At 60.8% G+C, this 26071-nt stretch carries 25 protein-coding genes and 1 riboswitch; of the genes, 7 read left to right on the top strand and 18 right to left on the bottom strand.

What is annotated here, in order from left to right:
- Positions 1 to 249 precede the first annotated feature (249 nt).
- Entirely contained in the window at positions 250 to 1350 is a 1101-nt protein-coding gene (locus CKW30_RS05525) for a polyamine ABC transporter substrate-binding protein (protein ID WP_016775035.1), read from the top strand.
- A 124-nt stretch (positions 1351 to 1474) separates the two neighbouring features.
- Here CKW30_RS05525 and CKW30_RS05520 read toward each other — a convergent pair whose 3' ends face one another.
- The 3 genes from CKW30_RS05520 to CKW30_RS05510 form a co-directional block, all read right to left on the bottom strand.
- Positions 1475 to 2449, bottom strand: a complete 975-nt coding sequence (locus CKW30_RS05520; protein WP_095180214.1) for a TerC family protein — start codon at positions 2447 to 2449, stop codon at positions 1475 to 1477.
- Positions 2450 to 2691: 242 nt separating this feature from the next.
- A complete protein-coding gene (locus CKW30_RS05515; protein WP_095180213.1) occupies positions 2692 to 3156 on the bottom strand; it encodes a hypothetical protein in 465 nt (154 codons plus the stop codon).
- Between the two features lie 195 nt (positions 3157 to 3351).
- A complete protein-coding gene (locus CKW30_RS05510; RefSeq protein ID WP_073471141.1) occupies positions 3352 to 4140 on the bottom strand; it encodes a helix-turn-helix domain-containing protein in 789 nt (262 codons plus the stop codon).
- An 82-nt stretch (positions 4141 to 4222) separates the two neighbouring features.
- Between CKW30_RS05510 and CKW30_RS05505 the strand changes: the two genes are divergently transcribed.
- Positions 4223 to 5221, top strand: coding sequence for a bile acid:sodium symporter family protein (locus CKW30_RS05505; RefSeq protein ID WP_041480047.1), 999 nt, complete (start codon positions 4223 to 4225; stop codon positions 5219 to 5221).
- Positions 5222 to 5227: 6 nt separating this feature from the next.
- On the opposite strand, the gene CKW30_RS05500 is transcribed toward CKW30_RS05505, so the two are convergent.
- Positions 5228 to 5830: a response regulator transcription factor gene (locus tag CKW30_RS05500; protein WP_095180212.1), complete on the bottom strand. Its 603-nt coding sequence runs from the start codon at positions 5828 to 5830 to the stop codon at positions 5228 to 5230.
- Between the two features lie 113 nt (positions 5831 to 5943).
- Between CKW30_RS05500 and CKW30_RS05495 the strand changes: the two genes are divergently transcribed.
- The gene (locus CKW30_RS05495) at positions 5944 to 7572 is read left to right on the top strand and encodes a HAMP domain-containing sensor histidine kinase (protein WP_095180211.1); all 1629 of its coding nucleotides are present in this window, start codon (positions 5944 to 5946) and stop codon (positions 7570 to 7572) included.
- Positions 7573 to 7622: 50 nt separating this feature from the next.
- Here the strand turns inward: CKW30_RS05495 and CKW30_RS27270 are convergent, their stop codons facing one another.
- The 3 genes from CKW30_RS27270 to CKW30_RS05480 form a co-directional block, all read right to left on the bottom strand.
- The gene (locus CKW30_RS27270; RefSeq protein ID WP_177434189.1) at positions 7623 to 8270 is read right to left on the bottom strand and encodes a hypothetical protein; all 648 of its coding nucleotides are present in this window, start codon (positions 8268 to 8270) and stop codon (positions 7623 to 7625) included.
- 249 nt (positions 8271 to 8519) lie between these two features.
- On the bottom strand, positions 8520 to 9692 hold the full coding sequence (locus tag CKW30_RS05485) for a cystathionine gamma-synthase (RefSeq protein WP_095180210.1): 1173 nt from the start codon (positions 9690 to 9692) through the stop codon (positions 8520 to 8522).
- Complete coding sequence (locus CKW30_RS05480; RefSeq protein WP_095180209.1) at positions 9689 to 11065, bottom strand: pyridoxal-phosphate dependent enzyme; 1377 nt, start codon at positions 11063 to 11065, stop codon at positions 9689 to 9691. The genes CKW30_RS05485 and CKW30_RS05480 overlap by 4 nt, the downstream gene beginning before the upstream one ends.
- A gap of 364 nt (positions 11066 to 11429) precedes the next feature.
- On the opposite strand from CKW30_RS05480, the gene metE reads away from it, so the two are divergent.
- Positions 11430 to 13718, top strand: a complete 2289-nt coding sequence (metE, locus tag CKW30_RS05475; protein WP_095180208.1) for a 5-methyltetrahydropteroyltriglutamate--homocysteine S-methyltransferase — start codon at positions 11430 to 11432, stop codon at positions 13716 to 13718.
- Positions 13719 to 13929: 211 nt separating this feature from the next.
- On the opposite strand, the gene CKW30_RS05470 is transcribed toward metE, so the two are convergent.
- Genes CKW30_RS05470 through CKW30_RS05460 form a run of 3 tightly spaced genes read right to left on the bottom strand, consistent with a single transcriptional unit; the run spans position 13930 to position 16717 of the window.
- Positions 13930 to 14694 (bottom strand): ABC transporter ATP-binding protein, encoded by a 765-nt coding sequence (locus tag CKW30_RS05470; protein ID WP_095180207.1) that lies wholly within the window; start codon positions 14692 to 14694, stop codon positions 13930 to 13932.
- Positions 14691 to 15707 carry an iron ABC transporter permease gene (locus CKW30_RS05465; protein ID WP_095180206.1) on the bottom strand — a complete coding sequence of 339 codons (1017 nt, stop codon included), beginning with the start codon at positions 15705 to 15707 and terminating at the stop codon, positions 14691 to 14693. Before CKW30_RS05465 ends, CKW30_RS05470 begins: the two co-directional genes overlap by 4 nt.
- Positions 15704 to 16717, bottom strand: coding sequence for an ABC transporter substrate-binding protein (locus CKW30_RS05460; protein WP_095180205.1), 1014 nt, complete (start codon positions 16715 to 16717; stop codon positions 15704 to 15706). Before CKW30_RS05460 ends, CKW30_RS05465 begins: the two co-directional genes overlap by 4 nt.
- 138 nt (positions 16718 to 16855) lie before the next feature.
- Positions 16856 to 17048, bottom strand: a riboswitch (cobalamin riboswitch).
- A gap of 120 nt (positions 17049 to 17168) precedes the next feature.
- Here CKW30_RS05460 and CKW30_RS05455 point away from each other — a divergent pair.
- Positions 17169 to 17396: a ParD-like family protein gene (locus CKW30_RS05455; RefSeq protein WP_007918027.1), complete on the top strand. Its 228-nt coding sequence runs from the start codon at positions 17169 to 17171 to the stop codon at positions 17394 to 17396.
- The gene (gene map, locus CKW30_RS05450; protein WP_073471133.1) at positions 17393 to 18184 is read left to right on the top strand and encodes a type I methionyl aminopeptidase; all 792 of its coding nucleotides are present in this window, start codon (positions 17393 to 17395) and stop codon (positions 18182 to 18184) included. The genes CKW30_RS05455 and map overlap by 4 nt, the downstream gene beginning before the upstream one ends.
- A gap of 203 nt (positions 18185 to 18387) precedes the next feature.
- Here map and CKW30_RS05445 read toward each other — a convergent pair whose 3' ends face one another.
- From CKW30_RS05445 to ribBA, 5 genes are all read right to left on the bottom strand, one after another.
- The gene (locus tag CKW30_RS05445) at positions 18388 to 19542 is read right to left on the bottom strand and encodes an ABC transporter ATP-binding protein (RefSeq protein WP_095180204.1); all 1155 of its coding nucleotides are present in this window, start codon (positions 19540 to 19542) and stop codon (positions 18388 to 18390) included.
- Positions 19543 to 19559: 17 nt separating this feature from the next.
- Entirely contained in the window at positions 19560 to 20369 is an 810-nt protein-coding gene (locus tag CKW30_RS05440) for an ABC transporter permease (protein ID WP_095180203.1), read from the bottom strand.
- 6 nt (positions 20370 to 20375) lie between these two features.
- Positions 20376 to 21284, bottom strand: coding sequence for an ABC transporter permease (locus tag CKW30_RS05435; RefSeq protein WP_041480060.1), 909 nt, complete (start codon positions 21282 to 21284; stop codon positions 20376 to 20378).
- Positions 21281 to 22306, bottom strand: a complete 1026-nt coding sequence (locus CKW30_RS05430) for an ABC transporter substrate-binding protein (protein WP_016775018.1) — start codon at positions 22304 to 22306, stop codon at positions 21281 to 21283. The genes CKW30_RS05435 and CKW30_RS05430 overlap by 4 nt, the downstream gene beginning before the upstream one ends.
- Before the next feature lie 321 nt (positions 22307 to 22627).
- Positions 22628 to 23737 carry a bifunctional 3,4-dihydroxy-2-butanone-4-phosphate synthase/GTP cyclohydrolase II gene (ribBA, locus tag CKW30_RS05425; protein ID WP_095180202.1) on the bottom strand — a complete coding sequence of 370 codons (1110 nt, stop codon included), beginning with the start codon at positions 23735 to 23737 and terminating at the stop codon, positions 22628 to 22630.
- A gap of 68 nt (positions 23738 to 23805) precedes the next feature.
- Here ribBA and CKW30_RS05420 point away from each other — a divergent pair, with 68 nt between their 5' ends.
- Complete coding sequence (locus tag CKW30_RS05420) at positions 23806 to 24102, top strand: DUF1330 domain-containing protein (protein ID WP_095180201.1); 297 nt, start codon at positions 23806 to 23808, stop codon at positions 24100 to 24102.
- 123 nt (positions 24103 to 24225) lie between these two features.
- Here CKW30_RS05420 and CKW30_RS05415 read toward each other — a convergent pair whose 3' ends face one another.
- Genes CKW30_RS05415 through CKW30_RS05405 form a run of 3 tightly spaced genes read right to left on the bottom strand, consistent with a single transcriptional unit; the run spans position 24226 to position 26002 of the window.
- Complete coding sequence (locus CKW30_RS05415) at positions 24226 to 24789, bottom strand: NUDIX hydrolase (RefSeq protein ID WP_024013191.1); 564 nt, start codon at positions 24787 to 24789, stop codon at positions 24226 to 24228.
- Position 24790: 1 nt separating this feature from the next.
- Positions 24791 to 25555 carry a GntR family transcriptional regulator gene (locus CKW30_RS05410; RefSeq protein WP_042606770.1) on the bottom strand — a complete coding sequence of 255 codons (765 nt, stop codon included), beginning with the start codon at positions 25553 to 25555 and terminating at the stop codon, positions 24791 to 24793.
- A 57-nt stretch (positions 25556 to 25612) separates the two neighbouring features.
- Positions 25613 to 26002: a carboxymuconolactone decarboxylase family protein gene (locus CKW30_RS05405; protein WP_024013190.1), complete on the bottom strand. Its 390-nt coding sequence runs from the start codon at positions 26000 to 26002 to the stop codon at positions 25613 to 25615.
- Positions 26003 to 26071: the final 69 nt, after the last annotated feature.

The following is a 26071-nucleotide window of genomic DNA, read 5'->3' as shown; positions in this document are numbered from 1 at the left end:
TCCCAACGGCAACACAGCAATGCCCGGCCCAGTGCCGGGCATTTTTGTGTGCGTATCTCGGCGGTCAAGCAAATTGGCCATATCGATCCCCTTTTGGCCTGCCGCCTACTGTCATCGCGCTACGCTGTCAGCAAGAATCGAAACCATAACAACAGGCTCGACCTTTTTTGCCCTTGGCTATCGTTACAGCCACTGCCGTGTACAGAACATAAAAACCATCGATCTCACGTCGCATTCGGGGAAACAACCATGGTCACGATCAAACGCATTCTGGGCGCCACCGTGTGTGGCTTGACGCTGCTGGCCAGCGCCGTCCAGGCCGAGCAGCGCGAACTGCGGGTGTACAACTGGGCGGATTACATCCTGCCGTCAGTGCCCAAGGACTTCGCCGAGCAAAGCAAGATCAAAGTGACCTGGGACACCTTCGACACCAACGAATCCCTGGAAGCGAAACTGCTCACCGGCAACTCCGGTTACGACCTGGTGGTGCCGTCCAATCAGTTCATCGAAACCCAGATCAAGGCCGGCGTGTTCCAGAAACTCGACAAGTCGAAACTGCCGAACTGGCAGCACCAGGATCCGGCCCTGCTCAAATTGCTCGACGCCAACGACCCCGGCAACCAGTACGGCGTGCCATACATGTACGGCACCGTGCTGATCGGCTTCAACCCGGCGAAGGTCAAGGCCGCCCTGGGCGACAACGCGCCGGTGGACAGTTGGGATCTGGTGTTCAAGCCCGAGAACATGGAAAAGCTCAAGGCCTGTGGCGTGGCGATGCTCGATTCGCCGTCGGAGATCCTGCCGCTGGCCCTGCATTACCTCGGCCTCGATCCGAACAGCCAGAACCCGGCGGACTATGAAAAGGCCAAGGCCTTGATGATGAAGATTCGCCCGTACGTGACCTACTTCAACTCGGCCAAGTACATGACCGACATCGCCAACGGCGACATCTGCGTGGCGATCGGTTATTCCGGCAGCTTCTACCAATTCGGCAATCGCGCCAAAGAGGCGGGCAATGGCGTGGTGGTCGACTGGCGTTTGCCGAAGGAGGGCGCGCCGATCTGGTTCGACACGTTCGCCATTCCGAAGAGCGCGAAGAACGTCGCCGAGGCCCACGAATTCCTCAACCACTTGCTCGACCCGAAAGTGATCGCACCGATCAGTGATTTCCTCGGTTACCCGAATGCCAACAAGGACTCGATGCCGCTGGTCAACAAGGACATCACCGACAACCCCAACCTGACCCCGACCAGCGAAGCGCTGAAAACCCTGTATGTGGTGCAACCGTTGCCGCAGAAAATGGAGCGGGTGCGCACGCGGGTGTGGACGAGTATCAAGTCCGATAAATAAGAGCACCGCACTTCAAATGTGGGAGCGAGCCTGCTCGCGAAAGCGGTGTGTCATTCAACTCCTATGTTGAATGATCCGGCGTATTCGCGAGCAGGCTCGCTCCCACAGGTGGGGGTGGGTTGTGTCATTCGGTGCGGCGTTCTGCCTTGCGGCTGGCCACCAGGCTCAACAGCACCGACCCGAGAATCACCGTCCCGACGATTGCCAGCGACCATTCCACCGGCATGTGGAACCACGGCATCAGCACCATCTTGCCGCCGATGAACACCAGCACGATCGCCAGCCCGTATTTGAGCAGGTGAAAGCGATCAGCCATGTCCGCCAGCAGGAAGTACAGCGCGCGCAGACCCATGATCGCGAAGATGTTCGAAGTGAAAACAATGAACGGGTCGGTGGTGACGGCGAAGATCGCTGGAATGCTGTCGACCGCGAACATCAGGTCGCTGGCCTCGATCAGCACCAGCACGAGGAACATCGGTGTTGCCCAGCGCACGCCGTTCTGCAGGATGAAAAACTTCTCGCCGTGAAATCCGCTGGTGATGCGCATATGCCCGCGAACCCAGCGCAATAGCGGATTCTTTTCCAGATCCGGTTGATGATCAGCGAAGATCAGCATCTTGATCCCGGTGATGATCAGGAACACACCGAAGGCATACAGCAGCCATTCGAACTGCGACACCAGCCACACCCCGGCAAAAATCATGATCGCGCGCATCACAATCGCGCCGAGCACGCCGTACAGCAGCACTCGTCGTTGCAATTCCGGTGGCACGGCGAAGTAGCTGAAGATCATCACGAAGATGAACATGTTGTCGATCGACAGCGACTGCTCGATCAGATAGCCGGTGAGAAATTCCAGGGTTTTCTGTCGGGCCATTTCACTGCCGAATTCGCCATGCAGATACCACCAGAGCAACCCGGCAAAACTCAGCGCCAACAGGCACCAGGCAACCACCCAGGCCGACGCTTCCCGCACCGAAACCCGGTGCGCCTTGCGCCCGCCGAAGACAAACAAGTCCAGGGCCAGCATGGCCAGAACGAAGATGATGAAGGCACCCCACATCCAGGGTTCGCCGATATTGATGTTCGTGGCAGGCATGGCACGCTCCCCTGTCTTTGGTTTGAATTGAATCAGACGGGGGCCATGCTAGCGACGCATTTGTGGCAAAGAAAAATCGTTTATTTCTGAGGGTTGGTTCGAGAAAAACGAAGTGTCCTACCTCGGGGCACTTTGGCATTTCATTGGAGCATTCCTGCATCGAAAGTACCGCTGATTGGCGAATCCAACTTCCAGCGATACCGCATCACAGAATTCAGGTTGATATCGAGGGGATATATGGATCAAAGCTCTCCCGTTGCCAGCAGGAATATATCTGCAGTGACCGTGTAGGGGGTTGATTCATAAACGATCTCGAACTCGAGAGTTGCTTTAACTGATTTCCGGCTGTCGTCTACATCGTAAGTAGCATTACCTCCCTTGACGCTAACTCCGTAGACCATAAAAACAACTGAATGCTTGCCGGGGCCATAATCCTCGAGTTTATACGTGCCGCTTTTAAGCTCCCGTGGAGTAAGTAATGTCAACTGGTAGAAGTTCTGCGAGGTTTGATGGCGCCCAATGATGCTGCGCGAGTCTTCTGTGAAGGAGGCGTACCAGGTATGCGTTGTTTCAAACTTTTTAAGGGGCGGAAAATTTTCTGGGAACGTTACGTCGAAGCGCTCGCCTGCGGCGATCTTGTGCGGCAGATCCTGTGGCTTGTCTTCGCTGTCGAGTCCAAGTTTTTTGTTCTTGGTCAGGTCGGTCATGATCGAATCTCCTGATAAAAATGCGTTCCGTTTTTTTGGCAAACCGGCTTTTCCGCCGGTTGGGAGATTCAATTTACGCTTCGGTTTGTGTGCTAACTACTGACAGACCTGACAGGCGCAAAATTTTGATGAATATGGTAGCGAAGTGTCGGGCGATGAGTTCCCTCGTATACAAACAGGCCATTGGCACATGCCTCAGCGGAAAAACTCCCCCGGCGTCTCGCCAAACTGCTGACGAAACGCTGCGATAAACGCCGATGTCGAGTCGTATCCACAAGCCAGCGCAACGTCGGTCACACGCTCGCCTTTTTCCAGCGGGGTCAGGGCGCCGAGCAAGCGCAAGCGCTGGCGCCAGGCGCGGAAGGTCAGGCCGGTGTCGCGCAAAAACAGCCGCGTCAGAGTCTTTTCGGTGACACCGAATTTTTCGCTCCAGTGGCTCAGCGTGGTCTGCTGCTCCGGGTGTTGCTCCAGGCTCTGATAGATCTGCTTCAGGCGCGGGTCTTGCGGCAGCGGCAGCATCAAGTCGATGGTCGGCGCGTCGGCCAATTGATCTAGGATCACCTCGGCCAAGCGTCCGTCAGGGCCGCTTTCGTCGTATTCCACTGGCACCTGACTGAAGGCGCGAATCAACTCCCTGAGCAAATCGCTGACGCCGAGCACATGGCAATGCTCAGCCGCCCAGCCGGTGACGCTGCTGTCGATGTACAGGCTGCGCATTTCCGTATGCGGTGCGCTGAACACCCGGTGCGGCACGCCGGCCGGAATCCACACCGCACGCTCCGGCGGCGCGACGAATCGGCCGGCGCTGGTCTGCACTTCGAGCACGCCTTGAATCGCGTAGGACAACTGCACCCACGGATGACTGTGGCGGCGGGTGAGGGCGCGATTGGGCAGCGATTCGGTGCGTCCGTACACGGGGCGCGGCAGGCTGGGCAACCCGGGAACACTGCGGCGCACGCTTTTGCTATGTCCTTTAGGCGGCATCTTGCGGCTCTTCGGCGTTAGTCGGTAATTGCCAGTCACGTTAGAGTCGTCGGCACGCACTGGCAACCCCCGGATGAATCTCATGACGCGCCCACGTTTTCTGCCCGATAACTTCACGCTGACCTTGATCGGCGTCGTCTTGCTGGCCAGCTTCCTTCCCGCCAGCGGTCAAGTCGCCGTCGGCTTTGGCTGGCTGACCAACATCGCCATCGCCCTGCTGTTTTTCCTGCACGGCGCCAAGCTGTCGCGCGAATCGATCATCGCCGGCGCCGGCCACTGGCGTCTGCATCTGCTGGTGTTCGGGCTGACCTTCGTGCTCTTCCCGATTCTCGGTCTGGCGCTCAAACCACTGTTGTCACCGCTGATCGGTGATCAGCTGTACATGGGCATGCTCTACCTCTGCGCGTTGCCCGCCACGGTGCAGTCGGCCATCGCGTTCACTTCGCTGGCGCGAGGCAATATTCCGGCGGCGATCTGCAGTGCGGCGGCGTCCAGTCTGTTCGGGATTTTCCTTACACCGCTGCTGGTGACGCTGCTGCTCAACGTCCACGGCGACGGCGGCTCGACTCTCGATGCCATCGTCAAAATCAGTGTGCAATTGCTCCTGCCATTCATTGCCGGGCAGATCGCCCGACGCTGGATCGGCGCGTGGGTAGGGCGCAACAAGAACTGGCTGAAATTCGTCGATCAGGGCTCGATTCTGCTGGTGGTCTACGGCGCATTCAGCGAGGCGGTCAACGAAGGCATCTGGCAGCAGATTCCGTTGTTCGAGTTGCTCGGCCTGGTGGTGGTCTGCTGCATCCTGCTGACGTTGGTTCTGGTGGCATCAATTCTGTTGAGCAAAGCGTTCGGCTTCAATCAGGAAGACCGCATCACCATTCTGTTCTGCGGTTCGAAAAAGAGCCTGGCCACCGGCGTGCCGATGGCGCAGGTACTGTTTGCTGGCAGCACCATCGGCGTGCTGATTCTACCGCTGATGCTGTTCCACCAGATTCAGCTGATGGTCTGCGCGGTATTGGCCCAGCGCTATGCGAAACGACCAGAGTCGGTGCCGGATCTGATGGCGCAGGTTGATCCGTAAAAGGGTTCACAGCCCCGAATACTTGACCGCCGCTGCCGCCCGCGTCGGCACGTCCAGCGTGCGCAACAACGAAGACACATGGATCCTCACCGTGAACGGCGAAATATCCAGTTCACGGGCGATTTCCTTATTGGTCTTGCCTTGCGCAATCAACCGCAGCACGTCCTGCTGACGCGGCGTCAGCGTCGTTGCGGTTTCCAGCGGCAAGAGGCCGGACGGCGCCGACTTCACCAACACCTCGCCTTCACGAATGGCCAGAATCGCCTGGCCGATTTCATCCGGCGCAATGTTTTTGCCGATAAAACCGTCAATGCCCGCCGCCATGACTTCACTGATCAGCGCCTGATCGTCAACCATCGACACCACGATCAACGTGGTGCGCGGCAACTGTCGGCGCAAGTCGGCGAGTTGAGTGATGCAGGTCAGCCCGGGAAAACGCAGATCGAGCATCAGCGTGTCCGGCTCGTTGTCCTGTGGCAGCAGCTCAAGCACGGCGTCGAAGTCGCCGGCCTCACAGATATTCGCTTCGGGCAGCAAGCGCTGCACGGTGCGCAGCATTGCCTCGCGAAACAGTGGGTGATCGTCGGCTATGATGATCCGGCACGTCATGATGCGACCCTCCCTGGGTCAGGCGTGATTCAAGGCCTGCACCTTAGCACTGGACGCGAAGGTTGCCTGTAGGCTGCTTCCGAAACTGCAATCGCTGCACAAGGACGTTTCCCATGAAGTTCGAGAAAAACACCGAACTCGACCAAGCCAATCTGCGCATCATCATCGCTGCCATTGCGGTGGTTTACATGGTCGTGCTGGGGTTTCTGCCGGGCCATCGCTTCGATACCTATCTTCCGGTCATCACTTACATTGTCTTGTTTCTGCTGGCTTCGATCGCGTTCCGCCAAGCCATTGCGCGTTGGCCCGGGCATTATCCGGCGCGGCGGATTTTTGCCATGGTCCACGATTACACCGGCACCTGTTTTGGACTGGTGATCGGCGGCGAAGCGGCGCTGCCGTTGTATGCGGTGATGGTCTGGGTCAATCTCGGCAACGGCATGCGCTACGGCTCGCGCTATCTGGCAATCGCCACCGGCCTTGCTTTGGTGGCGCTGCTGGTGGTCTATCGCCTGACGCCGTATTGGCAGGCGCAGCCGTTCATGGTGTTGATGCTGCTGATCACCAGCACGGTGATTCCGTTTTATGCGCACTTGCTGTTGGAGCGTACACGCAAGGCGTCGGAAGAAGCGCTGGCGGCTAATCTGGAAAAGTCGCGGTTTCTGGCGCAGGCCAGTCATGACTTGCGTCAGCCGATTCATTCCATCGGTCTGTTTACCGCGTGTCTGCGAGAGTCGCGCCTGGGCGATGACGAGCGGCGGCTGGTCGATAACATCGACCGCTCACTGCTCAACGTCTCGCAATTGTTCCGCTCGATTCTCGACCTCTACACCCTCGATAACGGTCGGGTCGAAGCGAAAATGCAAACGCTGAATCTTGGTGAATGGCTTGCGGACATCGTCTGCCAACATCAGGAAGCGGCCCGTTGGGCGGGGGTCGAGCTGCGCCTGCGACCGTGCAACTACTGGGTCAGAACCGACCCGGCGCTGCTCGCGACCATGGTGCAGAACGTGCTCTCCAACTGCTTCAAATACGGCGCGCAGCGGCCGGTGCTGATTGGCGTGCGTAAACGCGGGGCAGGGTTGGCCATCGTCATCCATGACCGTGGCAACGGCATTGCCGAAGAGCATTTGCACAAGGTTTTCGAGGAGTTTTATCGCGTGCGGCAAGTGCGCGACAAAGATGTCGAGGGCGTCGGGCTGGGCCTGTCGATCATCAAGCGTCTTGGTGAACTGATCGATGTGCACGTTGCTCTGCGTTCACGGTTGGGACGCGGCACCGCTGTGACGCTTGCGGGGTTGCCGATCGTGGCCGCGCCGCAGTCACCGGTGGTTCGCAGTGAAGCGCGGCAGGTGGGTTTGTTGACCGGGCTGAAGGTGTGTCTGGTCGAGGATGACCGCAACGTGTTGCTCGCGACTTCGGCGTTGCTCGAACGCTGGGGCTGCGTGGTGCAGGCCGAGTGGTCGGCTGAAGGCCTGGTCACCGACTGCGACATCATCGTCGCCGACTATGACCTGGGCACTCACGCCACTGGCATCGAATGCATTGACGAAGTGCGCAGGCGGCGCGGTTGGGCAGTGCCGGCGATGATCATCACCGGGCATGACGTCGAGAAGATTCAGGCTGCCTTGCATGACCGGCAGATTGCGATTCTGTCGAAACCTGTGCGCCCGGCCGAGTTACGCGCGACGTTGCGCGCCCTGCGTGATCGACAAGGCGCAGCGGTTGAACAGATGCTGTAAAGGCCAATGTAAACGGGCGGCTCAGGAGCTCGCCCGTTATTTCGCGGCGATTATTGTGGGCTGTTGAACTGGTCGGAATAGCTGCCGGTCATCAGCGCCGATGCCACGCGATCAGAACCGACTCCGACCCGGGAGTAGGCCACTCGGTTGACGCCGGTGCGGTCGGCCCCATCCGCTGCCAATGCTCCGGCACCGACACGATCAGCGCCATCGGCAGCCACTGCGCCTGCGCCGACACGATCGGCGCCATCGGCAGCCACTGCGCCGGCGCCGACACGATCAGCACCATCGGCAGCCACCGCGCCCGCGCCGACGCGATCAGCACCATCGGCAGCGACTGCACCTGCGCCGACACGATCAGCGCCATCGGCAGCCACTGCGCCAGCGCCGACACGATCAGCGCCATCGGCAGCCACCGCGCCGGCACCGACACGATCAGCGCCATCGGCAGCCACTGCGCCAGCGCCGACACGATCAGCGCCATCGGCAGCCACCGCGCCGGCACCGACACGATCAGCGCCATCGGCAGCCACCGCGCCGGCACCGACACGATCGGCGCCATCGGCAGCCACTGCGCCGGCGCCAACATGATCAGCCCCATCCGAAGCCAACGCCTGCGGTTGCGCCGCCAAGACATTCGGCACCACAACGCTGGCCGCTACCGCAAGAAGCACGCCTGACAACAACTTGTATTTCATGGTTTTCTCCACGACCCGTTGCCAAACAGCGATCAATCGCGCGCGATGCATACAGACGCCACGACTCACTGGCTTGGGTTCTACCTGGTTGGCGAAAGGCACGGGCACACCGAACGGCGTGCGGGTGTCGAGATAATTTTGATCGAGCCGATTGAGTATAGGATCGGCCTCGGGAACTGCCACGGCAGAAAGATCGACGGACAAAAAAGACGAAGCCCGCATTGCGCGGGCTTCTTTGGGTGGAGCTGTTTACATTCTTGCCAGTGCCTGAGCCAGATCGGCGCGCAGGTCTTCAACGTCTTCAACTCCGACCGACAACCGCACCAAGCCATCGCCAATACCAAGCTTGGCGCGCGTCTCCGGTGGAATCGTCGCGTGGGTCATGATCGCCGGATGCTCGATCAAGCTTTCCACGCCACCGAGGCTTTCGGCCAACGCAAAGATCTTCACGTTTTCCAGAAAGCGCCGCGCACCGGCCAGGTCGCTGTTCAGATCGACGGAAATCATCCCGCCAAAACCGCGCATCTGCCGCTTGGCCAGTTCATGCTGTGGATGCGAGGTCAGGCCCGGATAGTAGACGCGTTTGACCTGCGGTTGCTGTTCCAGCCACTGCGCCAGATCCAGGGCGTTGCTGCAATGACGTTCCATGCGCAGCGCCAAAGTCTTCACCCCGCGCAGGGTGAGGAATGCATCGAACGGCCCGGAAATCGCCCCGACGGCGTTTTGCAGGAAACCGAGTTTTTCCGCCAGCTCGTCGTTCTGTCCGACCACGGCAATGCCGCCGATCACGTCGGAGTGGCCGTTGAGGTATTTGGTGGTCGAGTGCAGGACGATGTCGAAGCCCAGCTCCAGCGGGCGCTGGATGTACGGGCTGGCGAAGGTGTTGTCGGCGACGCAGATGATCCCGCGCGCGCGGCAGATGCGCGCAATGGCGGCCAGGTCCGACAGGCTCAGCAGCGGGTTGGTCGGGGTTTCGACCATGACCATGCGCGTGTCGTCCTGCAGCGAGGCTTCGAACGCCGACAGATCGGTCAGGTCGACGAAGCTGAAACGGTGCCCGGCGCTGCGCTGGCGAACCTTGTCGAACAGGCGGAAGGTGCCGCCGTACAAGTCATTGCCGGAAACGATGTGCGAGCCTGCGTCGAGCAGTTCCAACACCGTGGAAATCGCCGCCAGCCCCGAGGCGAAGGCGAACGCGCGGGTGCCGCCTTCGAGGTCGGCGACGCAGCGCTCCAGCGCGAAGCGCGTCGGGTTGTGCGAGCGGCCGTAGTCGAACCCCTTGTGCACGCCGGGGCTGTCTTGCAGGTAGGTGGAGTTGGCATAGATCGGCGGCATCAGCGCGCCGGTGGTCGGGTCAGGCTCTTGCCCGGCGTGGATCACCCGGGTGGCGAAGCCTTGGGATTTATCGTCGTGCTGACTCATGCAAGGGATCTCCGTAATTGGTTGAGCATGTCGGTGCGGGTGATCAGGCCATGGAAGCCGGAGGCGTCGGCGATGATCGCGACGAGGCCACGGCTGAGCACCGCTTCCAGCTCGGCCAGGGTCGCAGCCGGGGCGAGGGTTTGCAGTTTGTCGGTCATCACGCTGGACACTGACTGGCTGAAGCGCGCGGCATCTTCGTGGACGCCGAGGAGGATGTCGGACTCGTCGATCACGCCCACCAGTTGCTTGCCTTCGACCAGCACCGGCAGTTGCGAAACATCCGCCAGACGCATGCGCTGAAACGCAGTGAGCAGGGTGTCGTCAGGGCCGACGCTGATCACCCGGCCGTCCTCGAAACGCCGTGCGATCAAGTCGCGCAAGTCGCCGTAGCCTTTGCGTTGCAACAGGCCTTGATCGGTCATCCACTGGTCGTTGTAGACCTTCGACAGGTACCGCGTGCCGGTGTCGCAGACGAAGCTGACCACGCGTTTCGGCTCGGTCTGTTCGCGGCAATAACGCAGCGCAGCAGCGAACAGGGTGCCGGTCGATGAACCGCCGAGAATGCCCTCGGCCTTGAGCAACTGGCGCGCGTGATCGAAGCTTTCCGCGTCGCTGATCGAGTAGGCGTGACGCACGCTGGAGAGGTCGGTGATCGACGGAATGAAGTCTTCGCCGATACCCTCGACCGCCCACGAACCGGGCGTCGGCAAGGTACCGTCGCGGCTGTATTGCGCCATCACCGAGCCGATCGGATCGGCGAGGACCATTTCCAGATCCGGCTGCACGCGCTTGAAGAAACGACTCAGCCCGGTCAGCGTGCCGGCCGATCCGACGCCGACGACGATGGCGTCCAGATCATGTTCGGTCTGCGCCCAGATTTCCGGCGCGGTGCTGCATTCATGGGCCAGCGGGTTGGCGGGATTGTTGAATTGGTCGGCGAAAAACGCGCCGGGAATGTCCTTGGCCAAGCGGGCGGCGACGTCCTGGTAATACTCGGGATGGCCCTTGCCGACGTCAGAACGAGTGATGTGCACTTCGGCGCCCATGGCCTTCAAGTGCAGGACTTTCTCGGTGGACATCTTGTCCGGTACCACCAGCACTACGCGATAGCCTTTGGCGCGACCGACCAGCGCCAGACCCAGACCGGTATTGCCGGCAGTGGCCTCGACAATCGTCCCGCCCGGTTGCAGGCGGCCGTCACGTTCGGCAGCGTCGATCATCGCCAGACCGATACGGTCCTTGATCGAGCCGCCAGGGTTCTGCGATTCGAGTTTGAGAAACAGCGTGCACGGTCCGGTATCGAAGCGGGTGACCTGCACCAGCGGAGTATTGCCTATCAGCCCAAGCACGGCAGGGCGTGATTCCTTTGACATTTCTTCACCTCTTTATGGTGTTGATCGCGTTCCAATCGCGGGGAAAAGACTCGCGTGCAACTTAGGCGCAGACATCCTCTCTCGCAACCTCTAATCCTTGGAAAATCCAGCCATTTGGATCTAACGATAGAACGAAAACTTGCATGTTGCCCTGAGGTGTTCTGATCGTTCCCACGCTCCGCGTGGGAATGCAGCCTTGGACGCTCTGCGTCCCTACGGCCAGAAGATCCCAGCCTTCGGCAGCTCCCACGGGGCGCCTGTGCATGAGTAGAACTTGTGATGATCTAGAATTTATTGAGTTTGTTTCATCAAGTCCGGTTTCCGACAATACCCGCCATCGAATAAGCATCTGGAGTTGTTTGTCATGGCACTGGCCCATTCCCTTGGATTTCCGCGCATCGGTCGCGACCGCGAACTGAAGAAAGCGCAAGAGGCGTTCTGGAAAGGAGAACTGAACGAGGCGGGCCTGCGTGACGTCGGGCGTGAGCTGCGCAAGGTCCATTGGGACTTGCAGAAAAACGCCGGCATCGACTTGCTGCCGGTTGGCGATTTCGCCTGGTACGACCAAGTGCTGACCCACTCGCTGATGTTCGGCGTGATCCCCGAGCGCTTCCGCCCCCATGACGGCAAAGCCACGCTGCACACCCTGTTCAGCATGGCCCGTGGCGTCAGCAATGCTTGCTGCGGCGAAGGCCACGCTCAGGAAATGACCAAGTGGTTCGACACCAACTATCACTACCTCGTACCGGAATTCAGCGTCGATCAACAATTTCAGCTGGGTTGGGAGCAGTTGTTTGAGGAAACCGAAGAGGCCCGTGTGCTGGGGCACAACGTCAAACCGGTGATCATCGGTCCGCTGACCTATCTGTGGCTGGGTAAAACCAAAGGCGTCGACTTCGACAAGCTCGATTTGCTTGACCGCCTGCTGCCGCTGTACGGCCAGATCTTCGCGCGGCTGGCGGCGTTGGGTGTGGAGTGGGTGCAGATCGACGAGCCGATTCTGGTGCTCGATCTGCCGCAGGACTGGAAGAATGCCTTCGAGCGCGCCTACAACCAGATCCAGCGCGATCCGCTGAAAAAACTGCTCGCCACGTACTTCGGTGGCCTGGAAGAAAATCTCGGTCTGGCGGCGAACCTGCCGGTCGATGGCTTGCACATCGATCTGGTGCGCGCGCCGGATCAGTACCCGACCATTCTGGATCGTCTGCCGGCTTATAAGGTGCTGTCGCTGGGTGTGGTCAACGGTCGGAACGTCTGGCGCTGCGATCTGCAAAACGCGCTGGCGACGCTGCGCCATGCTCATGAGCGTCTGGGTGATCGTTTGTGGGTAGCACCGTCCTGTTCATTGCTGCACAGCCCGGTTGATCTGGGCCGCGAAGACCAGCTCGATGCCGAACTGAAAAGCTGGCTGGCGTTCGCCGTGCAGAAGTGCGAAGAGGTCGCCGTGCTCGCTCAAGCGGTCAGCGAACCGGAAGCGCCGAAGGTACTGCGTGCCCTCGCGCAAAGCCGTTCGGTGCAGACCAGCCGCGCTGCCTCGCCGCGTATTCACAAACCGGCGGTACAAGCGCGGGTCGCGGCGATCACTGCCAAGGATGCGCAACGCCAATCGCCGTTTGCCCAGCGTATTGCCAAACAGCGCGGCAAGCTCGACCTGCCGTTATTCCCGACCACCACCATTGGTTCGTTTCCGCAAACGGCGGCGATCCGTCTGGCGCGTCAGGCCTACAAGCAAGGCAAGCTCAGCGCGGCCGATTACACCGATGCGATGCACACGGAGATTCGCCACGCGGTGGAAATTCAAGAGCGCCTCGGCCTGGATGTGCTGGTGCACGGCGAGGCCGAGCGCAACGACATGGTCGAATACTTCGCCGAACAGCTCGACGGCTATGCCTTCACCCGCTTTGGCTGGGTGCAGAGCTATGGTTCGCGCTGCGTCAAGCCAGCGGTGATTTTCGGCGACCTCAGCCGCCCGCAGGCGATGACGGTCGAGTGGATCCGTTACGCCCAAGGCCTCACCGACAAGGTCTTGAAAGGCATGCTGACCGGCCCGGTGACCATGCTGATGTGGTCGTTCCCGCGCGAAGACGTCAGCCGCGAGGTGCAGGCTCAACAACTGGCGCTGGCCATTCGTGACGAGGTGAATGATCTGGAGGCGGCGGGAATCAAAATCGTGCAGATCGACGAAGCGGCGTTCCGTGAAGGCTTGCCGTTACGCCGGGCGCAGTGGCCGGCGTATCTGCACTGGGCGAGCGAAGCGTTCCGCCTGTGCGCCTCCGGCGTGCGCGACGAAACGCAGATCCACACGCACATGTGCTACAGCGAGTTCAACGATGTGATCGAGTCGATCGCGGCGATGGACGCCGATGTCATCACCATCGAAACCTCGCGTTCGGACATGGAACTGCTCGAAGCGTTTGAAGCGTTTGCCTACCCGAACGACATCGGCCCCGGCGTGTACGACATTCACTCGCCACGGATTCCCGATGTGTCGGAAATGGTCGGTTTACTGCGCAAAGCGGCGCAGCGTATTCCGGTGGAGCGGCTGTGGGTCAATCCGGATTGCGGGTTGAAGACCCGAGGCTGGCCAGAGACCGAAGCGGCGCTGGTGCACATGGTCAGCGCCGCGCGGCAACTGCGCAAAGAGTGGGCCTGACCCTTTACCGCCCGGGAATACATAACCTTTGTGGGAGCGAGCCTGCTCGCGAAAGCGGTGTGTCAATCGACATCAATGTTGGATGACCTGACGCCTTCGCGAGCAGGCTCGCTCCCACAGAATTCGCGTTCTCCCCGTCATTCACGGCAACACACAAATCCTTTGTGGGAGCGAGCCTGCTCGCGAAAGCGGTGTGTCAGCTACACATGCATCAAGCAAGGAAGCGCAATATCGGCGCACCATCGAACGGGTCTGTCAGATAGTGCGCCCTGACCCCGAAAGTCGTCTGTAACCGCTCCGGCGTCAGCACGTGCAGCGGCTCGCCCAGTGCCACCAGACGCCCGCGCTCCAGCACCGCCAGGCGATCGCACTTGAGCGCCTGATTGAGATCGTGCAGGGCGATCAACGTAGTCACCGGCAGTGCGCGCACCACGTGCAGAATGCTCAACTGATGCTGGATGTCGAGGTGGTTGGCCGGCTCGTCGAGCAGCAGGATCTGCGGGCGCTGCGCCAGTGCGCGGGCGATGTGCACGCGTTGGCGTTCCCCGCCGGAGAGGCTGCGCCAGAGGCGGTTGCGCAGGTGCACGGCGTCGACGTCAATCAGCGCTTGCTCGACGATGGCGTCATCGGCGGGCGACCACGGTTGCAGCGCCGACAACCACGGCGTGCGCCCCAGCGCCACCGCGTCGAACACGCGAATGCCATCGTCGGTATCGGCCTGTTGCTCAACCACCGCGAGCGTCTGCGCGATAGTGCGCCGCGACATCTTGCCCAGCGTCCGACCGTCGAGCTGCACATGGCCCACGCTCGGTTCACGCAGCCCGGCGAGCAGTTTCAGCAGCGTGGATTTACCCGAACCGTTCGGCCCGACAATGCCCAGGGTCTCGCCGCGCTGGACATCGAGGCTGACACCATTGAGCAACTCGGCACCGCGCACTTTGAAGCCCACACCCGCACAACTCAGAACCGTGTTCATCGCGCCGATCTCCGGCCCACCAGAATCAGCGCGAACACTGGCGCGCCGACCAGCGCAGTAATCACGCCGACAGGAATCACCTGACCCTTGATCAGGGTGCGTGACAGCACATCGGCGGCGATCAGAAACACTGCGCCGCCCAACGCACTGGCCGGCAGCAGACGCGCATGGCCGGTGCCGAGCAACAACCGCGCGGCATGGGGAATCACCAGACCGACAAAGCCGATCGAGCCGACAATCGACACCATCACCGCCGTCACCAGCGCGGCGCAGCCAATCAACAGAATCTGCACACGTCGCACTGGAATGCCGAGAGACGCCGCCGAGTCCGCACCAAAGGTGAACGCATCCAGCGCCCGGCGATGCCACAGACAAACAACCAACCCCAACACAGCCACCGGCACCGCCAGCCACACCGACGGCCAGCGCACGCCGCCGAGATTGCCGAGCAGCCAGAACATGATCCCGCGCGCTTGTTCGGAGCTGGCCGAGCGGGTGATCAGGAAAGCAGTGAGGGCGTTGAACAGCTGCGAGCCGGCAATCCCGGCAAGAATGATCTGTCCGGTGCCGCTGGCCGAGCCGCTGACCCGTGCCAACAGGATCACCAGTGCGAAAGCGGTCACCGCGCCGGCAAAAGCACCGACCGACAATGAAATCGCCCCGGCACCGACGCCGAGCAGGGCGACCATCACCGCGCCGGTCGAGGCGCCAGCAGAAATCCCCAGCAGATACGGATCGGCCAACGGATTGCGCAGCAGCGATTGCAAAATCACCCCGCATGTCGCCAGACCGGCGCCGCAGGCCGCCGCGACCAGCGCGCGGGTCAGGCGATAGTTCCAGACAATGCCTTCGTCGATCGGGTCGAGCACATAACCGGCGCCCCACAGCTTGTTCGCCAGCACCTGCAACACCACGCTCGGCTCGATCGGAGTCTCACCAATGGCTACGCCGCCAATCAGCGCGACCGACAGCGTCAACAGCACCAGCAGCAAACGGATCAGGCGTCTGCTCATTGCGACAGGTCATAGCCGTTGATGGCGCTGGCCAGTTGTTCGAGGCCGTCGAAGGTGCGCAGGCTGGCCTGCATGGCCATGGCGTCTAGGATGATGATGCGGTTGTGCTTGACCGCGTCCATGTTGCGCGTCACCGGATCACTGCGCAGGAAGGCGAGTTTCTTCTGATAGTCGTCCGCGGGGAAACGTCGACGATCCATGCGCGCGATGACCAGAAATGTCGGGTTGGCCTTGGCGATGGTTTCCCAGCCGACGGTCGGCCATTCTTCATCCGACTCGACGACGTTGCGCACGCCGAGGGTGCTGAGCATGAAATCGGGAACGCCTTTGTGCCCGGCCACGAACGGCTCGATGTCCATCTCGGCGCTGGAGAACCACACCAGAGCGCTGACGTCTTTGCGCTGCTGGTTTTTCGCGGTGGCGATCGATTGCGCGAGGCTGGCTTTGAGCTGTTCATTGAGCTGCTCGCCACGCGCCTGCACATCGAAAATCGCCGCCAGTTGGCTCACGCTTTTGTAGATGCTGTCGATGCGAAACGGTGCCAGCCGCGTCCCGTCCGAACCGACGAGGTTGTCCTTGGCTTCGCAATCGGAGGGCAGCAGATAGGTCGGAATCTTCAGTTCATGAAACTGCTCGCGGGTGCCGACCGCGCCTTGCGGGCCGACCATCCATTCCAGCTCGACGGCAACCAGCTCCGGGCGTTTGGCGATCACCGCTTCGAAACTCGGCTCGTTGTCGGCAAGGCGCTCGATCCTGTCGTTCTGCGCTTTGTATGTGCCCAGCACGTCGTTGAACCACAGCGAAGTGCCAACGACTTTGTCGCCCAGACCCAAGGCATAGAGCATTTCCGTGCCGGCCTGGCCGATGGTCACCGTGCGCGCAGGCGCGTGCTGAAAGGTCAGGCTGCTGCCACAGTTTTCGACGGTCAGCGGATACGCAGTCGGCGCCGCTTGCGCCAGGGGGCAAAGACTCAGAGTGGTGAGCAGGGTGGCAACGCGGGGCAGCAGCATGGGGCAGTCTCCAAGGGAACCGTACGGGAGCGGGCGGGTACGGTTGGAAACACACCTCGGGCGCGGTCGTGGAAACTGCGCAAGGCCGGCACGGGGAAAATGCGCACGGCACGATGTCCTTCCCGGACACCCCGCCGGTTAGTCAGTCGCTGTGCCGGCAGGTCTCCTGACTGATGCGTCATTGCCACGCTCCGGCCTTCCCGGGATTCACCCAGTGGCAGTCGAGGAGCAGGCTCGGCACCTACAGTTGCGGGGGCAGTTCCGATTGATGCGTGGAGCACCTCGGATTCCCTATTAATTCCGTGTGGAAACCGGCGGCGGCATGGTAGTCGATTTGCACGGTGGAGGGGGAGGCGAATCTGCCACAGCGTCGATTTTGCCGTTGGCATTGCAATCTGTCATATGTCCTGGCTAATATACGATCCATATACACATCGTATAGGATTCATATATGGGCATCGTAAAGATTTCAGAGGACATGCACGAGAATCTGCGCATCTCCAGCAACGCCCTCAGCCGCTCGATCAACGCGCAGGCCGAGCACTGGATGCGCATCGGCATGCTCGCCGAGCTGCATCCCAATCTCGACCACAGCGCCATTTGCCGCCTGCTGATCCGCGCCGAACAGAATGGTGGGCTGGATCTGCAACAACTGACTCAGGAAGCCGTCAGCGCATGAGAAACCAGATCAAGATCAACACCCCGGCCGACATCGAAAAATCCCGCGCCGCCGGCAAACTCGCCGCCGAAGTGCTGGCAATGCTGGTGCCGCATGTGAAGGCCGGTGTGACCACCGATGAGCTGGATCGACTGTGCAACGATTACATCGTCAATGTGCAGAAGGCGGTGCCAGCCAATGTCGGTTATCACGGCTTTCCGAAAACCGTCTGCGCGTCGGTCAACGATGTGGTGTGCCACGGCATTCCATCGGGTACTCCATTGAAAGACGGCGACATCGTCAACCTCGACATCGCGGTGATCAAGGACGGCTGGTTCGGCGATACCAGTCGCATGTATGTGGTGGGCGAGGCGACTCCCGAAGCGCAGCACCTGATCAAGACCACCTACGAAGCCATGTGCGCAGGCATCCGTGCAGTGAAGCCGGGCGCAACGCTGGGCGATATCGGTTATGCGATCCAGAGCCTGGCCGAGGCGGAGGGCTTTAGCGTGGTACGCGAATACTGCGGCCACGGCATCGGCAAGGTCTATCACGACGAACCGCAGATCCTGCATTACGGCTTTCCCAATCAAGGGCTGAAGCTCAAGGCCGGAATGATTTTCACAGTGGAACCGATGCTCAATGCCGGCAAACGCCATGTGAAGAACATGCCGGATGGCTGGACCGTATTGACCAAGGATGGCTCCTTGTCGGCGCAGTGGGAGCATATGGTCGCGGTGACGGAGAGCGGGTTTGAAGTGCTGACGGCTTGGCCGGATGAGATTGAAGGGTACCGGGCCATTGGCTAATACCGTGTCGCCTGCTTGCCCTCACCCTAGCCCTCTCCCAATGGGAGAGGGGACTGACCGAGGTGTTGTTGCGAGATACGCCGACGTGCGATACCGAGTCGAACTTACATTTTGAACAGCATGAAGATCGGCTCCCTTTCCCCCTCGCCCCCCGTGGGGGAGAGGGCTGGGGTGAGGGGGTAGATCCAACTGACTCAGCGCAATCAGTGAGCCCCGGCAGCCTTGTTCAAGTCGCTCTCGGTCCACTCGGTATAAACACAAGCATCCGCCGTCGCCCAGCGCACCCGTACCGGATCGCCGGCCTTGAGCGGCATGCCCGCTGCCGATAGCGCTTTCACCGTCATCGACGTCCCGCCCGCAGTCACCACGCTGCACGTCTGGCTTTCACCGAGAAACAGCACCTCCACAACGTTCGCCGACACCTCATTCCAGCCCGCCGCCAGCGGCTCATCCAGCGCCTGCTGCGTGCTCAGCGCCAAGGCCTTTTCCGGACGCACCATCAGCAGCACATCCTGATCAGTGTGCAACCCGGACGTCAGCCGAATCGACAACGACTGGCCCTCGAAACGCGCTGCTGCATTGCTTCGCGCCTTGAGCTTGAGGAAGTTCGAATTGCCCAGAAACGACGCGACAAATGCATTCGGCGGATTCTGGTAAAGGTCATAACCACTGCCCAGACCAACGATTTTGCCGTGGCTGAAAATCGCGATGCGTTGCGACAGACGCATGGCTTCTTCCTGGTCGTGGGTCACGTACACGATGGTGATACCCAGGCGTCGGTGCAGTTGGCGCAGTTCATCCTGCAAGTCCTCGCGCAGCTTCTTGTCCAGCGCGCCCAGCGGTTCATCCATTAGCAGAATGCGCGGCTCGTAAACCAGCGCCCGGGCAATGGCAACACGTTGTTGCTGACCACCGGACAGTTGCGAAGGGCGGCGATGGGCGAACTGTTCGAGTTGCACCAGCTTCAACATCGCATCGACACGCTTTTCGCGCTCGGCCGCAGCCAATTTGCGAATGGCCAGAGGGAAGGCGATGTTGTCGCGTACCGACAGATGCGGGAACAGCGAGTAACGCTGAAAAACCATGCCGATGTCGCGCTTGTGCGGCGGCACGTTGACCAGCGACTGGCCGTTGACGAGGATCTCGCCGCTGCTCGGTGTTTCAAACCCGGCGAGCATCGACAGCGTGGTGCTTTTGCCCGAGCCGCTGGAGCCCAGGAACGTGAGGAATTCACCGTCCTTGATGTCCAGCGAGATATTGTCGACGGCAGCGAAATCGCCGTAGTGCTTGTTCAGGTTGCGCAGGCTGACCAGGGGTTTGTCGCTCTGCTGGGATGCGTCTTTGATCACGGCACTCATGTCGTACTCCTGGGCGCTCAGGCGCTGATTTCGTTGCGCCGGCGCAGGGCGGCGGCGATCACCATGACCAACACTGACAGGCCGATCAGCAGCGTCGAAGCGACGGCGATCACCGGGGTCAGGTCCTGGCGCAGGGTGGTCCACATTTTCACGGGAAGGGTTTGCAGAGTCGGGCTTGCCATCATCACGCTGAGCAACACTTCGTCCCACGAAACGAGGAAGGCGAAGAGGGCGCCGGCGACCATGCCCGGACGGATCGCCGGGAACGTCACCTTGAACACCGCTTGCAGGCGCGAGGCACCGCAGATTACCGCCGCGTCTTCAATCGACTGATCGAACAGCTTCAGCGAGTTGATGATCGAGATGATGGTGAACGGCAGCGCGACGATCACATGGCTGACGACGAAGGCGAACATCGTCCCGGTGTAGCCGAGCTTGAGAAAGAGCGCGTACACCGCCACGGCAATGATCACCAGCGGCACGATCATCGGCAGGGTGAACAGGCCGTAGAGCATCTCGCGGCCGGGGAAGCGTCCGCGCACCAGCGCAAACGCGGTCGGCAAACCGAGCGCCACAGCGCAGATGGTGGTCAGCACGGCAACTTTTAGGCTGGCGGCGGCGGCGTTCATCCAGTCGGGATTGGAGAAGAACTGGCCGTACCATTTCAGCGTCCAGCCCGGTGGCGGGAACACCAGCCACTGCGAGGAGCCGAACGACAGCAGCACGATGAACACGATCGGCAACAGCAGGAACAGACCGATCAGCCCGGTAGTGGCGTAGAGGCCGAAACGCATGCGCCGGCTCATGGCATTGGGGGTCAGGAGCATGTCGGCTTACCTCGCGTTACTGGCGCCAACCGGGGATTCCGGTTGAAGCTTCAGGTAGAAGTAGAACAGCACCAGGGTGATTGCGATCAGCAACGCGGCGCCGGCACTGGCCAGGCCCCAGTTGAGGAACGATTGCACCTGCTGAATGATGAACTCCGGCAGCATCATGTTCTGCGCCCCGCCGAGCAGCGCGGGGGTGACGTAGTAACCGAGCGACATTACGAACACCATCAAACCGCCGGACGCCAGACCCGGCCGGCACAGCGGCAGGAACACCCGGAAGAAGTTGGTCCACGGACTGGCGCCACAGATCGAGCCGGCCTGCAGGATCATCGGGTCGATGGCCTGCATGGTCGCCTGCAACGGCAGTACGATGAACGGGATCATGATGTAGCTCATGCCGATCACCACGCCGGTGAGGTTGTGCACCATCTCCAGCGGTTGATCGATGATGCCCATGGCCATCAAGGTCTTGTTGATTACGCCCGAGGCTTGCAGCAACACCAGCCACGAATAGGTGCGGGCGAGCAGGCTGGTCCACATCGACAGCAGCACGATGTTGAGGATCCAGCGCCCCCAGCCGCGCGGCACCAGGGTGATCGCCCAAGCCAGCGGAAAGCCCAAGAGCAGGCTGAACAGCGTCACCAGCCCGGCCACCGAAAAGGTGTTGAGCAGCACTCGCGCATAGGCCGAATTGGCGAACAGTTGTTCGTAGTTGCCGAGACCCGGCACAGGTTCCAGCACACCGCGCAACAGCAGGCCAATCAACGGCGCGAGAAAGAACAGGCCGAGGAACAGCAGCGCCGGGACGAGGTTGCCGGCGCCGCGCCAGCGTTGCTTGAAAGTCGAACCGGCAGCGCCGGCGGCGCTCCCGGTGGCAGTGGAGGGACGAGGCGCAGTGGCCGCGATTTTCATTTGACCAGCCATTCGTTCCACCGTGTCGCGATAGCCGGACCGTTCTTGGCCCAGTAAGCGAAATCAAGGGTGATCTGATCCTTGGCGTAAGCCGTCGGCAGGTTGGGGGCCAGCGTCGAATCCAGACGCTCCACACTGTCGAGGTTGACCGGCGCGTAGGCGGTCAGGTTGGAGAAGTCGGCCTGACCTTTGGCGCTGCTGGCATTGGCGAGGAACTTCATCGCCGCATCTTTGTTTTTCGAGCCTTTGGGAATGACCAGAATGTCGGCCATGACCAGGTTCTGTTTCCAGCTCACGCCCACTGGCGCGCCGTCTTCCTGCAAGGCGTGCACACGGCCATTCCAGAACTGGCCCATGCTCGCTTCGCCGGACGCCAGCAGTTGCTGCGACTGCGCGCCGCCGCCCCACCAGACGATGTCTTTCTTGATGGTGTCGAGTTTCTTGAAGGCGCGATCCAGATCCAGCGGGTAGAGCTTGTCAGCCGCAACGCCGTCGGCCAGCAGCGCCAGTTCGAGCACGCCGGGGCTTGGCCATTTGTACAGGGCGCGTTTGCCGGGGTAGGTCTTGGTGTCGAACAGCGCGCTCCAGTCCTGCGGCTTGTTGGCGCCGAGCTTGCCTTCGTTGTAGCCGAGGACGAAGGAGAAGAAGAACGAGCCGACGCCGTGATCGCTGACGAAGCGCGGGTCGATCCTGTCGCGCTGGATCACTTTGAAATCGAGGGGTTCGAGCAGGCCTTCGGCAGCGGCGCGCAGAGCGAAGTCGGCTTCGACATCGACTACGTCCCACTGCACGTTGCCGCTTTCGACCATGGCTTTGAGTTTGCCGTAGTCGGTGGGGCCGTCCTGGACGACGGTGATGCCGCTGGCCTTGCTGAACGGATCGGCCCAGGCCTGTTTCTGCGCATCCTGGGTGCTACCGCCCCAGCTGACAAAATTCACGCTTTCGGCAGCCATTGCAGCCTGGCCGGTAACGCTGAGCAGTCCCGCGAAAAAGATCGCGGTTGCAGCTTTGTTCAACACCATGTTCACGCCCTCATTGTTGTGTTTTTGAGCGGGCCTTGCGTTGTTGCCCGCCTGTCGGGAGCAGTAGCTGGACGGTTTTTTGGTTCGTCCGGTCTATGGAATATCATATTATGGTATTCCAAACTTTGTGCAAGCACTTTGCCTTACCGGTTATCTGGCGGATCTGTTTTTTGATGAGTTCAGGACAATGGATTTGAAATGCAAAACCCTTGTGGGAGCGAGCCTGCTCGCGAAGCGGTGGATCATTCAACATTCAAGTCGACTGACACATCGCTTTCGCGAGCAGGCTCGCTCCCACATGGGGTTTGTGCTGGGCTCGGGTTATTCGGTGAACGGAATGCTCTCAACCACCTCAAGGTCATACCCGGTCAACCCCGCATACTTCAGCGGTGGCCCGAGGTGGCGCAGCTTGCCCACCCCGAGGTTCTGCAGAATCTGCGCCCCAGTCCCGACCTCGGAATAAATCCGCGATTGCGAACGGCTGAACTGCCGTGGCGGCTGGGTCAACTGCGGCACGCGCTCGAGCAACGCCTGCGACGATTCATGATTGGCCAGCACCACCACAACCCCATGACCTTCCGCCGCGACCCGTTGCAACGCTGCCCAGAGGGTCCAGTTCGCCGGCCCGCTGTACTCGGCGCCGACCAGATCGCGCAGCGGATCGATCACATGCACGCGCACCAGCGTCGGCTCATCGCGGCGCAGGTCGCCCATGACCATCGCCATGTGCACGCCACCTTCGATGCGATCTTCGAAGGTGATCAAACGGAACGTGCCATGCACCGTCGGCAGCTCACGTTCGCCGATGCGTTCGATGGTGTGCTCGGTGCTCAGGCGATAGTGGATCAGGTCAGCAATGGTGCCGATCTTGATCCCGTGCTTGCGTGCGAACTGCTCCAGATCCGGGCGGCGGGCCATGGTGCCGTCGTCGTTCATCACTTCGACAATCACCGAGGCCGGGGTGAAACCGGCCAGGCGCGCCAGATCGCAACCGGCCTCGGTGTGCCCGGCACGGGTCAGCACGCCACCTTCCTTGGCGCGCAGCGGGAAGATGTGGCCGGGCTGCACCAGGTCTTCGGCGCGGGCATTCGGCGCGACGGCGGCGGCCACGGTGCACGCGCGATCTGCTGCGGAAATGCCGGTCGTCACGCCGACCGCCGCTTCGATCGACACGGTAAATGCAGTGCTGAACACACTGCCGTTGGCGGGTACCATTTGCTCCAGGCCCAGACGCTGGCAATGTTCGTCGGTGAGGGTCAGGCAGATCAGCCCGCGTGCTTCGCGGGCCATGAAGCTGATAGCCTCCGGCGTGCAACGGTCGGCGGCCAGCAGCAGGTCGCCTTCGTTCTCGCGGTCTTCGTCATCGACCAGCAGGACCATTTTGCCGAGGCGATAATCTTCGATGATTTCTTCGATGCTGTTGAAGGCCATGCTGGACTCTCAGGGTTCGTTGGAAATATATTGGTATACCATAATACAAAATCAACAAAGAGGTCACTATGAAGGCGTACTGGATTGCACATGTGGATATAGCCGATGCCGAGCACTACAGCCAATACACCCAGCGCACCCCGCAGGCGATTGCCGCATTCGGCGGCAAGTTTCTCGCCAGAGGCGGGCGCAGCGAAGCGCTGGAAGGGCGGCAGACGCCACAGCGCACCGTGATCATCGAGTTCGCGAGCTACGAACAGGCCGTGGCGTGCTATCGCTCGGCGGCGTATCAGGAGGCGAAAAGTTACCGCGAAGAATGGGCGAGGGCGGAGATCATCATCGTAGAAGGCATCGCCCCGAACTGAGCCACACCACCAAACTATGTGGGAGCGAGCCTGCTCGCGAATGCGTTCGATCATTCAACATTTGTATCGACTGACACGACGCCTTCGCGAGCAGGCTCGCTCCCACAGGGGTATAGGTGGTGATCAGCGCATGAAATGGATTTTGCCGCTGTCATCATTGCCCATGTAGATCCCGTAAACCCCAGCCTGGCGCTCTTCGATATAGCGCTCGAGAATCTGCCGGATCGCCGGGTAGTAGATCTGCTCCCAGGGAATCTCTTCAGGGGCGAAGAACTTGTAATCCATGGTCTCCGGTCCGTACTGCCCGGTGATCTCCAAGGCGATGGCGCGGAAGATGATGTACACCTCGCTGATCTTCGGCACGCTGAAGATCGAATACGGCGAGACGATTTCCGCGCGCACGCCGCTTTCTTCCCAGACTTCGCGCAGCGCCGCCTGTTCGGTGGTCTCACCGCTTTCCATGAAACCGGCCGGCAGGGTCCAGGTGCCAGGGCGCGGGGGGATCGCCCGTTGGCACAAGAGGTATTTGCCGTCCTGCTCGATGATGCAGCCGGCAATGATCTTCGGATTGACGTAGTGGATATAACCGCAGCCGCGGCACATCAGGCGCTCGTGCGTATCGCCCGGCGGCGTCTGCTGACCAAGGTCAGGGCCACCGCATTTCGGGCAAAAGCTCGGGCTGAACACGTCATTGACCTATGCGCGGTTCTTTCAGCGCGATCGGCAGGGTGATCGCCGGAGTGCCTTTGACGGCGACGCCGGTTTCTTCCTGTTTGCGCTTGAGGTAATCGAGGGCCACGGCAGCCGCCGCGCGGACGTGATCCACACAGGCCTGATGCGCCGCCAGCGGATCGCCGCTCTTGATCGCCTCGACCATTTTTTCCATCTCGTGATTACTCGCGCCGCGTCGGTTTTCTTGGGAGACCGAGGTCGCGCGCAGATAGCTGATGCGCGCCTGCAACTGACGCAATTGCGTGGCGGCGACATGGTTGCCCGAGCCTTCGAGCAGCACGTCGTAGAAGCCCTGCACCGAGTCGATCACCTGTTGCAGCTCGCCGTCCTTCAACGCCTTGCGGTTGTCATCGAGGGCTTTTTCCAGGGCCTTGATGTCCTTGGCTTTGGCACGCAGGGTGAACAACTGCACGATCAAGCCTTCGAGCACGCAACGCAATTCGTAGATATCGACGGCATCGGCGAGGGTGATGATGGCTACGCGCGGGCCTTTGGCGTCGGCGAATTCCACCAGGCCTTCGGACTCAAGGTGACGCAAGGCTTCGCGCACCGAAGTGCGGCTGACACCGAGGCGATCACAGAGGTCGCGTTCGACCAGGCGATCGCCTGGCATGAGCTGGAAATTCATGATCGCGCTACGCAGTTTGTCCAGCACGATTTCGCGCAGGGTAACGGGGTTGCGATTGACCTTGAAGCTGTCGTCGAGTGGCTGGCGTTTCATGGGGTCCGCTCTTGAGCTTGGCTGTCCATGCCAGACGGGCATCAAAACAGCCGAGGGTTAACTGGAGGCCTCGGCGTCAGCTTCGGCAAAGGCTTCACGGGCCAGCCGGAAACTGTCCACGGCCGCCGGAACGCCGCAATAAATGCCGACCTGAAGCAGAATTTCGCGTATTTGCTCACGACTCAGGCCGTTACGCAAGGCGCCACGCACATGCAGCTTGAGTTCATGCGGGCGGTTGAGCGCCGAGATCATCGCCAGGTTGATCATGCTGCGCTCCTTGAGCGACAGACCCTCACGCCCCCAGACATGGCCCCAGCAGTATTCAGTGACCATTTCCTGCAGCGGACGGGTGAAATCGTCGGCGTTCTCGATCGAGCGTTGCACGTAGGCTTCGCCCAATACCTGCGTACGGATCTGCAGACCTTTTTCATACTTTTCGTTACTCATCATTCCTCCAGTCACCACAGATCCCTCGTGTAGGAGCTGCCGAAGGCTGCGATCTTTTGACTTTGACTT

It is taken from the genome of Pseudomonas sp. Irchel 3F6 (genome assembly GCF_900187595.1).
Taxonomy (GTDB): domain Bacteria; phylum Pseudomonadota; class Gammaproteobacteria; order Pseudomonadales; family Pseudomonadaceae; genus Aquipseudomonas; species Aquipseudomonas siliginis.
Note: the sequence above shows the minus strand (reverse complement) of the source record. Positions and strands in the feature narration are given on the sequence as shown.